Here is a 14,523-nt window from a genome sequence, read left to right as displayed (position 1 = left end):
AAAAATGAGTGAGCGTCCTTCCAGACCGTAACGGGTCGAGGACAAATGGGCGGTTATTATTGCAAGTAATTCTTGTTAACAGAAGTAATACAGTTACTTTATTTGTCGTTTTGCTGGCCGCTGGTCATCTGCGGGGGCTAACCTTGACCTTTAAGAACGGAGTTTTGTGATGTCTGCGCCTTCTGTGGTGATTGCCGGTTGCGGCGATGTCGGTAGCCGTCTGGCCACCCAATTGCTGGCCCAGGGCTGGGAGGTTCATGGCCTGCGGCGGGATATTTCGCGCCTTCCCAAGGGCGTTATCGGGATTGCCGGCGACCTGTTCAATGAAGACTGCCCCGATACCTGGCCGGTGGGCGGGGTGGATTACCTGGTGTATTGCGCGGCCGCCACCGATCACGACGAGGCGGGTTATCGTGCGGCATACGTGCAAGGGTTGCGGCATGTGCTGGAGTGGCTGAACGACTACGGCCAGGAGCCCAAGCACCTGTTGTTTGTGTCCAGCAGCAGTGTGTATGGGCAGCAGAACGGTGAGTGGGTCGACGAAAGCTCCGAGACCAAGGCAGGCGGTTATTCCGGCCAAGTCATGCTGGAAGCCGAGCAAGTGGCGTTGGATAGCGGCATTCCCGCCAGTGTCGTGCGCCTTACGGGGATTTATGGTCCAGGTCGTGAGTGGTTGTTGAGCCAAGTGCGCCAGGGCTATCGCGTGGCGATTGATCCGCCTTTATATGGCAACCGGATTCACGCGGATGACGCGGCGGGTTTGCTGGCGTTTTTGCTGCAGCACGTGGAGCAGGGGGGTGTGCTGGATAAGTGCTACATCGGCGTCGACGACGCTCCGGCCCCGCTGGCCGAGGTGGTTGCCTGGTTGCGCGAGTACCTTGGCGTGACCGAATGGGCCGAGAGCGCCAGCGTCCGCCGTGCTGGGAGCAAACAGTGCAGCAATGCCCGGGCCAAGGCGTTGGGCTGGGTGCCGCGTTATCCGAGTTATCGCGAAGGGTATGCGGCGATCCTGGAGGGTTGATCGCGGCGTGAAGAAAAAGGAGCCTGAGGGCTCCTTTTTTTGCGTCACTGTTTTTCCAGCAACCACTGTCGTGGCCCGGGGGTAAACGAGGGCACCTCGTCGGCCTGGGCGGTGTTGATCGCCTGGAAGATCTCCAGTTGCTTGCCCTTGCGCGCAAAGATCCACGGGTTGCCCTGGCCGTTCAACTGCAGCCAGATACTGTCGTAGCCGCCGCTCATGGAGGCGCAATCGCCCGCCAGGCACAGCGAGTACTGATCGGCGCCGGGCAAGCCGGTCACCTGGCCATTGGCCTGGAACTGTACGGTGGCGCCTTCGCCAGTGCCGCTGCTGATTTTCCAGGTGCCGCCCATGTAGGCGGCGTACAGGGTGCGTTCGAAGTTGGCACCCAGTGGCGCGCCTTCGGGGGCTGGATCCTTGGCACGGGCGAACAGTTGCTCGGGCTCGTTATCATTGGCCCCTTGCAGCAGCAGCTTGCCTTTACGCTTGAGTTCAGTGGCGGAGCTGCCGTAGAAATCGACACTCCAGGCGCCGGATTTTTCACCCAGCAATTTGCCTTCAGCTACTTCAAAACCGTTGTAGTAGCGGGCCTGGGACGCTTTGGTGTTCACCTCCCATTCGAGGTTCGGACCATAGCTCTGCAGGGCTTCACGCAAAGGGCCGCCCTTGGCTGCCGCGTCGATGGCGGCCTGGTTGATCCAGGTGCCGCTCACATCCAGGTCGGCGGGATTGCTGGCGCAGCCGCCGAGCAACAGGGCGAGCAACGAAGAGGCAACGAGCGCTTTGCGCATTACGAAATCCTTCCAAGAACCAATTCGGCGCAGCCTTCCCGTGGAAGCGCTGCGCCGGATGTTTTACTCGATGACCAGAATGGCGTCCATCTCAACCTGCGCGCCCTTTGGCAGGGCGGCAACGCCGATGGCGGCGCGGGCTGGGTACGGCTGTTCGAAGTACTTGCCCATGATCTCGTTGACCTTGGCGAAGTGGCTCAGGTCGGTGAGGAAGATGTTCAGTTTGACGATGTCCTTGAACGAACCGCCCGCAGCTTCGGCAACCGACTTCAGGTTTTCGAAGACCTGGATGGTCTGGGCTTCAAAGCCTTCAACCAGCTCCATGGTTTTTGGGTCCAGTGGAATCTGGCCGGACATGTAGACGGTATTGCCCGCCTTGATCGCCTGGGAATAAGTACCGATTGCTGCTGGTGCCTTGTCGCTGGTGATAACAGTCTTGGTCATGAATGACTCCTTGTAATGGATGGGCTAGGCGCGCATGCGGGTGATGCGGATGACCCCGGTCAGGGCGCGCAGTTTCTTGATCACGCGGGCCAGGTGCACGCGATCGTGCACGCTGACCACCAGTTGGACCACGCTGATGCGGCCATCGCGTTCGTCCATGCTGATTTTCTCGATATTGCCGTCGGCCGCGTTCACGCTGCTGGCCAGCAGGGCGATCAGGCCGCGCTGGTGTTCCAGCTCGACCCGCAGCTCGACGTTGAATTCGCCAGTGACATCCTTTGCCCACGAAAGCTGGATGCATTTCTCGGGGTTGTGGCGGATTTCACTGATATTGCGGCAGTTGTCCAGGTGCACCACCATGCCTTTGCCGGCGGACAAGTGGCCGACAATCGGGTCGCCCGGGATCGGCGTGCAGCACTTGGCGTAGCTGAGCACCAGGCCTTCGGTGCCGCGAATCGCCAGCGGGCCTTCGGGGCTTGGCAACTGTTCGCCTTCGCCCAGCAGGCGGCGCGCGACCACATAGGCCATGCGGTTGCCCAGGCCGATGTCTTCCAGCAAGTCTTCGATCAGTTCCTGGCGGTACTCGTGCAACATCGCCTGCACGCGTTCGGCCGGGATCTTGTCCAGTGAGCTGTCGAAGCCGTTGAGCACCTTGTTCAGCAGGCGTTCGCCCAGGCTGATGGACTCGGAACGGCGTTGCAGTTTCAGGGCATGACGGATGTGGGTGCGAGCCTTGCCGGTGACCACAAAGTTGAGCCAGGCCGGGTTCGGGCGCGCGCCCGGTGCGCTGACGATCTCCACCGTGGAGCCGCTTTGCAGCGGTTCCGACAGCGGGGCCAGTCGACGATTGATCCGACAGGCTATGCAGCTGTTACCCACGTCGGTGTGCACCGCGTAGGCAAAGTCGACCGCCGTGGAGCCTTTGGGCAGCTCCATGATCCGGCCTTTGGGCGTGAACACGTAGACCTCGTCCGGGAACAGGTCGATCTTCACGCTTTCGATAAATTCCAGGGAGTTGCCGGCACGTTGCTGCATTTCCAGCACGCCCTTGACCCACTGGCGGGCGCGGGCATGGGTGCCTTTTGGCTGCTCGTCGCCGGTGGATTTGTACAGCCAATGGGCGGCGATGCCGTTGTTGGCCATCTCTTCCATTTCGCGGGTACGGATCTGGATCTCGATCGGCACCCCGTGCATACCGAACAGCGTGGTATGCAGCGACTGGTAGCCGTTGGCCTTGGGAATCGCGATGTAATCCTTGAAGCGTCCGGGCAGGGGCTTGTACAAATTATGTACAGCACCCAGCACGCGGTAGCAGGTATCGACCTTGTCGACGATGATCCGGAACGCGTACACGTCCATGATCTCGTTGAAGGCCCGGCGCTTGCCGCGCATCTTCTTGTAGATGCCGTAGATGTGTTTCTGCCGGCCGCTGACTTCGCCCTCGATCTCATCGATCGCCAGGCAATGGCTCAGGGATTCTTCGATCTTGTTGACGATTTCCTTGCGATTGCCCCGGGCGCGTTTCACTGCCTGGTAGATGCGCGCGGAACGCATCGGGTGCATGGCCTTGAAGCCGAGGTCTTCGAACTCGATACGAATGGCGTGCATGCCCAGCCGGTTGGCGATGGGCGCGTAGATTTCCAGGGTTTCCTTGGCGATGCGCCGGCGTTTTTCACCGGACAGCACTTCCAGCGTGCGCATGTTGTGCAGCCGGTCGGCCAGCTTGACCAGGATCACCCGGATGTCCCGGGCCATGGCCATGGCCATCTTCTGGAAGTTTTCCGCCTGGGCTTCGGCCTTGGTCTCGAAGTTCATCTGGGTCAGTTTGCTGACCCCGTCGACCAGTTCGGCCACGGTTTCGCCAAATTGCGCACTGAGCGCTTCCTTGGCAATGCCGGTGTCTTCGATCACGTCATGCAGCATCGCGGCCATCAGGCTCTGATGGTCCATGTGCATGTCGGCAAGAATATTGGCCACGGCAAGAGGATGCGTGACATACGCCTCGCCACTGCGGCGGCGTTGGCCGTCGTGGGCTTGTTCGGCGTAGAAATACGCTCGGCGGACCAGGTTGACCTGGTCTGGGCCGAGGTAGGTCGATAAGCGATCGGCGAGGGCGTCTATGCTCGGCAAAGTATTAACTCCTGCCGTTGGCTGTGACCCCGCGCCGTGCTACGTCGACCAGGCATAGGCTTAGACGGCCTCGTTGGACTCGTCCTCGAACGCTGCGAACAGCGGTTCGTCTTCAACGATTTCGGCGTTGGCGATGAACTCGTAGCTCATCAGGCCTTCAGCGATTTCACGCAGGGCTACAACGGTAGGCTTGTCGTTTTCCCACTGGACCAGGGGCTCTTTGCCGCCAGTGGCCAGTTGACGGGCACGCTTGGTAGAGAGCATGACCAGCTCAAAGCGGTTATCCACGTGTTCTAGGCAGTCTTCAACGGTTACGCGGGCCATGGTATTCCTCGGAGCGAATGCAATATGCGCGCTGCCCGGTTGGGCGAGCGGACTGAACAGTTTAAAAAATCACCAGCGTTTAGGGAAGCGCTGATTTTTCGCAGGCCATCGCAAACGCGCTACAAGTGCCAATGTAAAGCCCCTGCAGCGGTTTTGGGAAGAGCCAATCAGCCGAGCAGTTCGGCCAATAATTTGCCGAAACGCTGCTGCTGACGCTTTTGCTGGAGCTGATTGGCGCGGAAAATCGCTTTCAGATCGTCCAGCGCGTGGGCGAAATCGTCGTTGATGATCAGGTAGTCGTAGTCGACGTAGTGGCTCATTTCACTGACGGCTTCACGCATGCGACCTTCGATGATCTCGTCGCTGTCCTGGCCGCGATTGGTCAGGCGCTGGTGCAACGCTTCCAGCGAAGGCGGCAGGATGAAGATCGAGCGGGCTTTGGGCATCAGCTGGCGCACTTGCTCGGCGCCCTGCCAGTCGATTTCCAGGATCAGGTCGTGGCCTTCGTCCAGGGTCTGCTGCAGGTGGCTTTGCGAGGTGCCGTAGAGGTTGCCGAAGACCTCGGCGCGCTCCAGGAAATCACCGTGCTCGATCATCTTGACGAACTCGGTGCGCTCGACGAAGTGGTAGTGCACGCCGTTCACTTCACCCGGGCGCATGGCGCGGGTGGTGTGGGATACCGAGATGCGGATCTGCTCGTCAGCGTCGGTCAGGGCCTTGACCAGGCTGCTTTTGCCCGCGCCCGATGGGGCGGAAATGATGTAAAGGGTGCCGGTGCTGTGGGTCATGTCAGGGTGCCTTACTCGATATTCTGTACTTGTTCGCGCATTTGCTCGATCAACACTTTGAGGTTGACCGCCGCCTGGGTGCTGCGCGGATCAAAGGCTTTGGAGCCCAGTGTATTGGCTTCGCGGTTGAGTTCCTGCATCAGGAAGTCCAGGCGCCGACCGGCGGCACCGGCAGACTTGAGCACGCGGCGCACTTCCAGGATGTGGGTGCTCAGGCGGTCGAGTTCTTCGGCCACGTCGCTTTTTTGCGCCAGCAGGACCATCTCTTGCTCCAGGCGCACCGGATCCAGTTCGGCCTGCATGTCGGCGAAGCGGTCCAGGACCTTCTGGCGCTGGGTGGCAAGCATCTGCGGCACCAGTTCGCGCAGGGTCACCACGTCTTCTTCAATGGAGGTCAGGCGGTCGCTGATCAGGCGGGCCAGTTCGGCCCCTTCACGCTCGCGGCCGGCCTTGAGTTCTTTCAAGCCTTGGTTGAACAGGGTCAGCGCCTCGGCGTTCAACGCCTGTGGGTCAGTGGCGTCGGCCACCAGCACGCCGGGCCAGGCCAGGACTTCCAGCGGGTTGATGGCGGCAGGCTGCTTGATCAGGCCGGCGATGGTTTCGGCGGCGGCGACCAATTGGGCGGCGCGCTCGCGATCCACCTGCAACGGCTTGCCGGTGGTTTCCTCGGTAAAGCGCAGGGTGCATTCCAGTTTGCCGCGGGAGATGCCCTGGCGCAGTGCCTCACGAACCGCGCCTTCGAGGTCGCGAAACGATTCCGGCAGGCGCAGGTGCGGCTCCAGGTAGCGGCTGTTGACCGAGCGCAATTCCCAGCTCAGGGTGCCTTGGACGCCGGCTTTTTCGACGCGGGCGAAGGCGGTCATGCTGTGCACCATGGAGGTACCTCGCGATGCAGTCCCGCAAACAGGCGGGCTGATGGGTAGATTGAAGCCGACAGGCTGCGAAGGCGCAGGATTGTAGCTCAAGGGGACGGGTGGCCCCAAACAGTGGCTTCGGTGCCCGGGTTTGTAACAGGATTTTTTAGCCGTGCCGATCAGGGCTGGCGGCTCTATAATGCTCGGCAGTTTTTCGTCCTCCGTACAGGTATCCCCTATGAAACGTCCAAGTGGTCGCGCTGCCGATCAGCTCCGCTCGATCCGCATCACCCGCAACTACACCAAACACGCCGAGGGATCTGTACTGGTCGAGTTTGGCGATACCAAGGTTATCTGCACCGTCAGCGTCGAAAACGGCGTGCCGCGTTTCCTCAAGGGCCAGGGCCAGGGTTGGTTGACCGCCGAATACGGCATGCTGCCGCGCGCCACCGGCGAGCGTAACCAGCGTGAAGCCAGCCGTGGCAAGCAAGGCGGCCGCACCCTGGAAATCCAGCGCCTGATCGGTCGCTCCCTGCGTGCAGCCCTGGACATGTCCAAGCTGGGCGACGTGACACTGTACGTCGACTGCGACGTGATCCAGGCCGACGGTGGTACCCGTACCGCCTCCATCACCGGGGCCATGGTTGCCCTGGTCGACGCGCTCAAAGTCATCAAGAAACGTGGCGGCCTGAAAGGCGGCGATCCGCTCAAGCAGATGATCGCGGCTGTATCGGTCGGCATGTATCAGGGCGAGCCGGTGCTGGATCTGGACTATCTTGAAGATTCGGCTGCCGAGACCGACCTGAACGTGGTGATGACCAGCACCGGTGGTTTCATTGAAGTGCAGGGCACCGCCGAAGGCGCGCCATTCCAGCCGGCGGACCTGAATGCCATGCTGGCCCTGGCCCAGAAGGGCATGACCGAAATCTTCGAACTGCAGAACGCCGCATTGGCCGACTGATTCAATCCCAAGGAGCGACGCCATGAGTGACAGCCAACTTCCACTGCCGACACCGTCCAAGGAAGTTCGCCAGTGGGCGATGCTCTGTCATTTTGCGGCGTTCTTCGGGCTGATGTTCCCGTTCGGCAGCCTGCTGGGGCCCTTGATTCTCTGGCAGGTGAAGAAGGATGCAGACCCGTTCATTGATGACCAGGGCAAGGAAGCGCTGAATTTCCAGATCACCGTGGGCATTGCCTGGGCGGTCTGCTTCCTGCTGGGTTTTATCGTGATCGGCTTTGTGTTGATGACCGTGCTGGTGATCGGCGCGGTGGTGATGACGATCATTGCGGGCATCAAGGCCAACAAGGGCGTGGCTTATCGTTATCCGTGGACATTGCGGTTGATCAAATAACCACCGCCCACAAAAAAACCGACAGTGATGTCGGTTTTTTTGTGCCTGGAAAAAGACCTTAGATGGTCAAGGTCCAGTCGTAGTCCACGATCAGCGGCGCGTGCTGCGAGAAGCGCGGCTGGCGTGGCAGACGTGCGCTGCGCACGAAGCGACGCAAGCCTGGCGTCAGCAGCTGGTAGTCAAAACGCCAGCCGAGGTTGAGCATCTCGGCCTGTTCGTTATCCGGCCACCAGCTGTACTGGTCGCCTTCGCGGCTGACTTCCCGCAGGGCATCGACATAGCCCATGTTGCCGACAATCTCGTCCATCCAGGCCCGTTCCGGCGCCAGGAAGCCCGGGGATTGCTGGCTGTCGCGCCAGTTCTTGATATCCAGCTTCTGTTGCGCCACGTACAGCGAGCCACAGTAAATGTACTCGCGACGTTTGCGCCGCTGTTTATCCAGATAACGGGCGAAGTCGTCCATTAGCTTGAACTTCTGGTTCAAGTCTTCATCGCCATTCTGCCCTGATGGAAGCAGCAAGGTCGCAATGCTGACCTTATCGAAATCGGCTTGCAGGTAGCGCCCGTAGCGGTCGGCTGTCTCGAAGCCGAGGCCGCTGATGACCGCCTTGGGTTGCAACCGCGAATACAAAGCCACGCCGCCTTGGGCGGGAACTTCGGCATCACAGGCATAAAGGAAGTAGCCATCCAGTTGGAAGGCTGGGTCGTCCAGTTCAAAGGCGGAGGCGCGGGTGTCCTGCAGGCAGATGACGTCGGCATTCTGGGCTTGCAGCCAACTGAGCAAACCACGCTCGACTGCAGCCTGAATACCATTGACGTTCACACTGATGATCCGCATAAATGGCCCCAAAAATCGCGTGCGTGTATGATACACGCCGTCTACCTAATTAGCTAAATCCGTGGTATCTGAGGCTTTTTTCATGCAGGCGTATCAACGCGATTTTATTCGTTTTGCCATCGATCGCGGCGTATTGCGCTTCGGTGAGTTCACTTTGAAGTCCGGGCGCACCAGCCCTTACTTCTTCAATGCCGGCCTTTTCAACTCGGGTTCTGCCCTGGCGCAGCTGGGTCGTTTCTATGCGGCCGCCATCGTTGAAAGCGGTATTTCTTTCGACGTGCTGTTCGGCCCTGCCTACAAAGGCATCCCCCTGGCGGCCGCGACCGCCGTGGCGTTGGCTGAACATCACGAGCTGGATCTGCCTTGGTGCTTCAACCGCAAGGAAGCCAAGGCCCACGGCGAAGGCGGCAGCCTGGTGGGTGCGCCGCTCAAGGGCGACGTGCTGATCATCGACGACGTGATCACTGCCGGTACGGCGATTCGCGAAGTGATGCAGATCATCGCTTCACAGGACGGCGCCAAGGCGGCCGGCGTGTTGATCGCGCTGAACCGCCAGGAGCGCGGCAACGGTGAATTGTCGGCGATCCAGGAAGTGGAACGTGATTTCGCGATTCCGGTGGTGAGCATCGTGTCCCTGAACCAGGTGTTGCAGTTCCTGGAAGATGACCCGCAGCTCAAGCAGCATTTGCCGGCGGTCAAGGCTTATCGCGAGCAGTTCGGCGTTTAGAAGATCCATGTGGGAGCGGGCTTGCTCGCGAATACGGCTTGTCAGTTGATATATGTGTCGACTGACCCGCCGCTTTCGCGAGCAAGCCCGCTCCCACATTTTTAGACCGAGTACATAGAAAAGGCCCCGTTCAATCGAATTGAACGGGGCCTTTTTGTTTACCAGCGCTTAGGGGCGCTTGCGGTTGCTGATCAGGGTACCCACACCGGTATCGGTGAAGATTTCCAGCAGGATCGCATTCGGCACCCGGCCATCCAGGATCAACGAGCTGCCAACGCCGCCTTGCACCGCTTCCAGCGCGCAGCGGATCTTCGGCAGCATGCCGCCGTAGATGGTGCCGTCGGCGATCAGGTCGTCCACTTGCTGGGTCGTCAGGCCGGTCAAGACCTTGCCTTCCTTGTCCATCAAGCCGGCGATGTTGGTGAGCAGCATCAGCTTCTCGGCCTTCAGCGCCTCGGCCACCTTGCCGGCCACGAGGTCGGCGTTGATGTTGTAGGACTCACCGTTGGCACCGACACCGATCGGCGCGATCACCGGAATGAAATCGCCTTTCACCAGCAGGTTCAGCAGGTCGGTGTTGATGCCGATCACTTCGCCCACCTGGCCGATGTCGATGATTTCCGGCTGGGTCATCTCCGGGGTCTTGCGGGTCACGGTGAGCTTCTTCGCCCGGATCAGTTCGGCGTCCTTGCCGGTCAGGCCGATGGCGCTGCCGCCGTGGCGGTTGATCAGGTTGACGATGTCTTTGTTCACCTGGCCGCCCAGGACCATCTCCACCACGTCCATGGTCTGGGCGTCGGTTACACGCATGCCGTCGATGAAGTGACTCTCGATGGACAGGCGCTTGAGCAGGTCACCGATTTGCGGGCCGCCACCGTGCACCACCACCGGGTTGATCCCGACGGCTTTCATCAACACGATGTCGCGGGCAAAGCCGGTTTTCAGCTCGTCGCTTTCCATGGCATTGCCGCCGTACTTGATCACCAGCGTCTTGCCGACGTAGCGTCGAATGTAAGGCAACGCTTCGGAAAGGACCTTGGCGGTATTGGCGGCGGCTTCGCGTTCGAGGGTCATTCAGGGCTCCGGTAAAAAATCAGAACGGTAATTGGAGATCAGGGGCAACACGTTTCAACTGGGCGTGGAACACGTCCTTGATGCGCTGCAACTCAGCCTCGGTATCCGCCTCGAAACGCAGCACCAGCACCGGTGTGGTGTTGGATGCGCGAACCAGGCCCCAGCCTTTGGCGTAATCGACTCGCACACCATCAATGCTGGTCAGGTCGGCGCCTTCGCCCCATTGCGCATCGTGCAGTGCGTCAATGATGCTGAATTTGCTCTCCTCGGTCACATGGATATTGATCTCTGGCGTAGAAATATCATTCGGGAAGGTCTGGAACAGCTCCTGCGCGGTCGATTTTTCCTTGCTGAGGATCTCCAGCAGACGAGCGGCGCTGTAAATGCCGTCGTCAAAGCCGAACCAGCGCTCCTTGAAGAACACATGGCCGCTCATTTCGCCGGCCAACAGCGCGCCGGTTTCTTTCATTTTCTTTTTGATCAACGAGTGGCCGGTCTTCCACATTAGCGGGCGACCGCCGTATTCCTTGATCAGCGGTGTGAGGCGGCGGGTGCACTTCACGTCGAAGATAATTTCGGCACCTGGGTTGCGCGCAACCACGTCGCGGGCAAACAGCATCAGCAGGCGGTCCGCAAACACGTTTTCGCCGGTGTCCGTCACCACGCCAACGCGGTCGCCGTCACCGTCGAAGGCCAGGCCGACGTCAGCCCCGGTCTCCTTGACCTTGGCGATCAGGTCCACCAGGTTCTCGGGCTTGCCTGGATCCGGGTGATGGTTCGGGAAGTTGCCGTCGACGTCACAGAACAGCGGGATCACTTCGCAGTTCAGGGCTTCGAGCAGTTGCGGGGCGATCACGCCGGCCGCGCCATTGCCGCAGTCCACCACCACTTTGAGGCGGCGCGCGAGTTTGACGTCGCCGGTGATTTGGTCAGAGTAGCGCTGCAGGATGTCGACTTTGGTGACGCTGCCTTCGCCGCTGGTCAGGTCGTTGGTCTTCAGGCGGGTGTGCAGGGCCTGGATCTGTTCGTTGGCGAGGGTATCGCCAGCGATGACGATCTTGAAGCCGTTGTAGTCCGACGGGTTATGGCTGCCGGTGAGCATCACGCCCGACTTGCCGGCCAGTACGTTGGCTGCGTAGTACAGCGCAGGCGTCGGCACCAGGCCCACGTCGCTGACGTGGCAACCGCTGTCGGCCAGGCCCTGGATCAGTTGCTCGACCAGCTCGGGGCCGGACAGGCGGCCATCACGGCCTACGGAAACGTTGGGCTCGCCCTGTGCCAGGCTCTGGGAGCCAATGGCGCGGCCGATCCAGTAGGCGGTCTCGGCGGTCAGGGTCTTGGGGACCACGCCACGAATGTCATAGGCGCGGAAAATGCTGTCGGGAAATGTCGGGGCGACTCGGGCTGGGTTGCTCATTGCGGGGGGGAACTCCATCGATAAGGGGCTGGGCTGGCCTCAAGGGTGCTGACCGGCAGGCTCAAACTGAAGGGTAAGACGGCGTTTTTGGCATAGAGTTCGTGGTGCAAAAGTGCCATCGGCGCCGAAGCTCCGCCCTTTTGCCCGCTTAATGCCCTGATTTCACTGGGGAAACCTTGCTGGTAAGTTCCGCGCATTCTTCATCCTGAAAGGCCATGCGTTGGCATCAGGCCGGGTGAGGCACCCGGCTTGTTCGGCTAAGTCAATTCAGCTTAGTCAGTGGCTGCCGGAATGCCCGAAGCCACCTGCGCCGCGTTGTGTTTCGTCGAACTCTTCGACCAGCTCGAAGTGCGCCTGCACCACCGGTACCAGCACGAGTTGGGCAATGCGCTCGCCGACGGCGATATTGAACGCGGTCTGGCCACGGTTCCAGCAGGACACCATCAACTCGCCCTGGTAGTCCGAGTCGATCAGCCCCACCAGGTTGCCGAGGACGATGCCGTGTTTGTGGCCCAGGCCGGAGCGCGGCAGGATCAGCGCCGCCAGGCCGGGGTCGCCCACGTAGATCGACAGGCCGGTCGGAATCAGAATGGTCTGGCCTGGCTCAAGCACGGTGTCCTGCTTGAGCATGGCGCGCAGGTCGAGGCCGGCGGAGCCTGGTGTGGCGTAGGCCGGCAGCGGGAATTCGTTGCCGATGCGGGGGTCGAGGATCTTGGCTTGCAAAGCGTGCATGGAAATTAAACCTGGTTCAGCCGTTGGGCGATAAAAGAGATCAGTTGGCGGGCAATCTTGCCCTTGCTGGTCTGGGCGAAAACGGTAGCGTGCAACTCGCGGTCGATCACGCTGATGGCATTTTCCTCACTGTTGAAGCCGATGCTCGGGTTGGCGACATCGTTGGCGACAATCAGGTCGAGGTTTTTGTCTTTCAATTTGCGTGCGGCATAGTCCAGCAAATGCTCGGTTTCGGCGGCAAAACCGACGCTGAACGGGCGGTCCTCACGGGTGGCGATGGTCGCCAGGATGTCCGGGTTACGGACCATTTGCAGGAGCAGGCCGTCGCCGCTTGTAGGGTCTTTCTTGAGTTTCTGCGGCGCAACCACCTCGGGGCGGTAGTCCGCTACCGCAGCCGAAGCGATGAACAGGTCGCAGGGAATCGCCGCTTCACAGGCCGCCAGCATGTCGCGGGCGCTGACTACGTCGATTCGGGTGACGCGATCCGGGGTCGGCAGATGCACCGGGCCGGTGATCAACGTCACACGGGCGCCTGCCTCGACCGCCGCTTCCGCCAGGGCAAAGCCCATTTTTCCTGAGCTATGGTTGGTGATGTAGCGCACCGGGTCGATGTTTTCCTGGGTCGGGCCGGCGGTGATCAGCACGTGCTTGCCGGTCAGGGCCAGGTGCTGGAAGCAGTCGGCGGCGCAGTGGGCCAGGTCGGTGGCTTCGAGCATGCGGCCCATGCCCACGTCGCCGCAGGCCTGGCTGCCGGAGGCCGGGCCGAAAACCTTGAGGCCGCGGCTTTGCAGGAGTTGGGTGTTGGCCTGGGTGGCCGGGTCGCGCCACATGGCCTGGTTCATGGCCGGGGCGATCGCGACGGTGGCGTCGGTGGCCAGTACCAGGGTGGTCAGCAGGTCGTCGGCAATGCCTTGGGCCAGGCGGGCGATCAGGTCGGCGGTGGCCGGGGCGATCAGCACCAGGTCGGCCCACTTGGCCAGCTCGATGTGGCCCATGGCGGCTTCGGCCGCAGGGTCCAGCAGGTCGAGGTGAACCGGGTGGCCGGACAAGGCCTGCATGGTCAACGGGGTGATGAATTCACTGCCGCCACGGGTCATGACCACGCGCACTTCGGCGCCTTGGTCGAGAAGCCTGCGAACCAGCTCTGCGCTCTTGTAGGCGGCAATGCCGCCGCCGACGCCGAGAACGATGCGTTTCCGATACAGACGCTGCATTGGCTTGCCTTTCCAGTTCAGTGATGGCGTTGCGATGCCCCCTCCCCAGGTGAAATCGCACGCAAAAAGATGGCCTAAGATACCACAGCGTCCGCCATGCAACAGCGGCGCACATGCACACGGAGGTGCCATGAGTATTCGCGATTGGCCTGCGGCAGAGCGTCCGCGGGAGAAGCTGTTGGAGCTGGGAGCGGAGAACCTTTCCGACGCGGAATTGCTGGCGATTTTCCTGCGCACCGGGGTGTCAGGCAAAAGTGCCGTGGACCTGGCGCGCCATCTGCTGGCGCAATTTGGCAGCCTGCGGGCGCTGATGGAGGCGAGGCAGCCGGTGTTCAGCCAGCATTTGGGGTTGGGGCCGGCGAAGTTCGCCCAGCTTCAAGCCGTACTGGAGATGGCGCGCCGCCATTTGGCTGAACGCCTGCGCAACGATTCGGTGCTGGAAAGCCCGGAGGCCGTGCGCGACTACCTCAAGGCACTGCTGCGCCACGAGCCTCACGAGATATTCGGCTGCCTGTTTCTCGACGCCAAGCATCGAGTGCTGGGTTTCGAAAAGCTGTTTCAAGGCACCATCGACAACGCCATCGTCTACCCGCGACAAGTGGTGAAGCGCGCGCTGGACTACAACGCCGCGGCGCTGATCCTGTGCCACAACCATCCTTCCGGCAGCCCCGAGCCCAGCATCGCTGATCGAAAATTGACCAAGGTGCTGCAAAAGGCGCTGGAGATGGTGGACGTGCGTGTGCTGGACCACATCATTGTGGGGGAGGGTGACCCGCTGTCGATGGCGGAATTTGGGTGGATGTAGGGGCTGGCATGCCAG

15 protein-coding genes and 1 pseudogene are annotated in these 14,523 nt (G+C 61.0%); 5 read left to right on the top strand and 11 right to left on the bottom strand.

Annotated elements, in window-relative coordinates; translation table 11 throughout:
* Positions 1–169 precede the first annotated feature (169 nt).
* On the top strand, positions 170–1,021 hold the full coding sequence (locus HX869_RS02870; protein WP_178902713.1) for an SDR family oxidoreductase: 852 nt from the start codon (positions 170–172) through the stop codon (positions 1,019–1,021).
* A 44-nt stretch (positions 1,022–1,065) separates the two neighbouring features.
* On the opposite strand, the gene HX869_RS02865 is transcribed toward HX869_RS02870, so the two are convergent.
* The 6 genes from HX869_RS02865 to HX869_RS02840 form a co-directional block, all read right to left on the bottom strand.
* Complete coding sequence (locus tag HX869_RS02865) at positions 1,066–1,809, bottom strand: hypothetical protein (protein ID WP_003213290.1); 744 nt, start codon at positions 1,807–1,809, stop codon at positions 1,066–1,068.
* 63 nt (positions 1,810–1,872) lie between these two features.
* Positions 1,873–2,253 carry a RidA family protein gene (locus tag HX869_RS02860; RefSeq protein ID WP_003213288.1) on the bottom strand — a complete coding sequence of 127 codons (381 nt, stop codon included), beginning with the start codon at positions 2,251–2,253 and terminating at the stop codon, positions 1,873–1,875.
* A gap of 24 nt (positions 2,254–2,277) precedes the next feature.
* Positions 2,278–4,383: a bifunctional GTP diphosphokinase/guanosine-3',5'-bis pyrophosphate 3'-pyrophosphohydrolase gene (gene spoT, locus HX869_RS02855; RefSeq protein WP_008439435.1), complete on the bottom strand. Its 2,106-nt coding sequence runs from the start codon at positions 4,381–4,383 to the stop codon at positions 2,278–2,280.
* Between the two features lie 60 nt (positions 4,384–4,443).
* Complete coding sequence (gene rpoZ / locus HX869_RS02850) at positions 4,444–4,707, bottom strand: DNA-directed RNA polymerase subunit omega (RefSeq protein ID WP_003176920.1); 264 nt, start codon at positions 4,705–4,707, stop codon at positions 4,444–4,446.
* Positions 4,708–4,874: 167 nt separating this feature from the next.
* Positions 4,875–5,495 carry a guanylate kinase gene (gene gmk / locus HX869_RS02845; protein ID WP_003213284.1) on the bottom strand — a complete coding sequence of 207 codons (621 nt, stop codon included), beginning with the start codon at positions 5,493–5,495 and terminating at the stop codon, positions 4,875–4,877.
* Between the two features lie 11 nt (positions 5,496–5,506).
* Positions 5,507–6,370, bottom strand: coding sequence for a YicC/YloC family endoribonuclease (locus HX869_RS02840; RefSeq protein ID WP_102604063.1), 864 nt, complete (start codon positions 6,368–6,370; stop codon positions 5,507–5,509).
* Positions 6,371–6,587: 217 nt separating this feature from the next.
* Between HX869_RS02840 and rph the strand changes: the two genes are divergently transcribed.
* Complete coding sequence (rph, locus tag HX869_RS02835) at positions 6,588–7,310, top strand: ribonuclease PH (RefSeq protein WP_003213280.1); 723 nt, start codon at positions 6,588–6,590, stop codon at positions 7,308–7,310.
* 22 nt (positions 7,311–7,332) lie between these two features.
* Entirely contained in the window at positions 7,333–7,701 is a 369-nt protein-coding gene (locus HX869_RS02830) for a DUF4870 domain-containing protein (RefSeq protein ID WP_003213278.1), read from the top strand.
* A gap of 58 nt (positions 7,702–7,759) precedes the next feature.
* Here the strand turns inward: HX869_RS02830 and HX869_RS02825 are convergent, their stop codons facing one another.
* On the bottom strand, positions 7,760–8,539 hold the full coding sequence (locus HX869_RS02825; RefSeq protein WP_003176915.1) for an exodeoxyribonuclease III: 780 nt from the start codon (positions 8,537–8,539) through the stop codon (positions 7,760–7,762).
* Positions 8,540–8,621: 82 nt separating this feature from the next.
* Between HX869_RS02825 and pyrE the strand changes: the two genes are divergently transcribed.
* Positions 8,622–9,266 (top strand): orotate phosphoribosyltransferase, encoded by a 645-nt coding sequence (gene pyrE / locus HX869_RS02820; RefSeq protein WP_003213276.1) that lies wholly within the window; start codon positions 8,622–8,624, stop codon positions 9,264–9,266.
* A 168-nt stretch (positions 9,267–9,434) separates the two neighbouring features.
* Here pyrE and argB read toward each other — a convergent pair whose 3' ends face one another.
* The 4 genes and pseudogenes from argB to coaBC all read right to left on the bottom strand — a co-directional run bounded on the left by argB (position 9,435) and on the right by coaBC (position 13,703).
* Positions 9,435–10,340 carry an acetylglutamate kinase gene (gene argB, locus HX869_RS02815; protein ID WP_003213275.1) on the bottom strand — a complete coding sequence of 302 codons (906 nt, stop codon included), beginning with the start codon at positions 10,338–10,340 and terminating at the stop codon, positions 9,435–9,437.
* Between the two features lie 19 nt (positions 10,341–10,359).
* A pseudogene (locus HX869_RS02810) lies at positions 10,360–11,781 on the bottom strand (phosphomannomutase/phosphoglucomutase); the annotation flags it as partial.
* Between the two features lie 252 nt (positions 11,782–12,033).
* A complete protein-coding gene (dut, locus tag HX869_RS02805; RefSeq protein ID WP_003213270.1) occupies positions 12,034–12,489 on the bottom strand; it encodes a dUTP diphosphatase in 456 nt (151 codons plus the stop codon).
* 5 nt (positions 12,490–12,494) lie between these two features.
* Positions 12,495–13,703: a bifunctional phosphopantothenoylcysteine decarboxylase/phosphopantothenate--cysteine ligase CoaBC gene (gene coaBC, locus HX869_RS02800; protein WP_008439425.1), complete on the bottom strand. Its 1,209-nt coding sequence runs from the start codon at positions 13,701–13,703 to the stop codon at positions 12,495–12,497.
* A 130-nt stretch (positions 13,704–13,833) separates the two neighbouring features.
* Here coaBC and radC point away from each other — a divergent pair, with 130 nt between their 5' ends.
* Positions 13,834–14,508, top strand: coding sequence for a DNA repair protein RadC (gene radC, locus HX869_RS02795; protein ID WP_087693709.1), 675 nt, complete (start codon positions 13,834–13,836; stop codon positions 14,506–14,508).
* Positions 14,509–14,523 lie beyond the last annotated feature (15 nt).

The sequence above is a fragment of the Pseudomonas sp. P7779 genome (assembly GCF_013386315.1).
In the GTDB taxonomy this organism is placed as follows: Bacteria; Pseudomonadota; Gammaproteobacteria; order Pseudomonadales; family Pseudomonadaceae; genus Aquipseudomonas.
The sequence above is the reverse complement of the archived record's forward strand: the minus strand, read 5'-3'. Positions and strand labels throughout refer to the sequence as shown.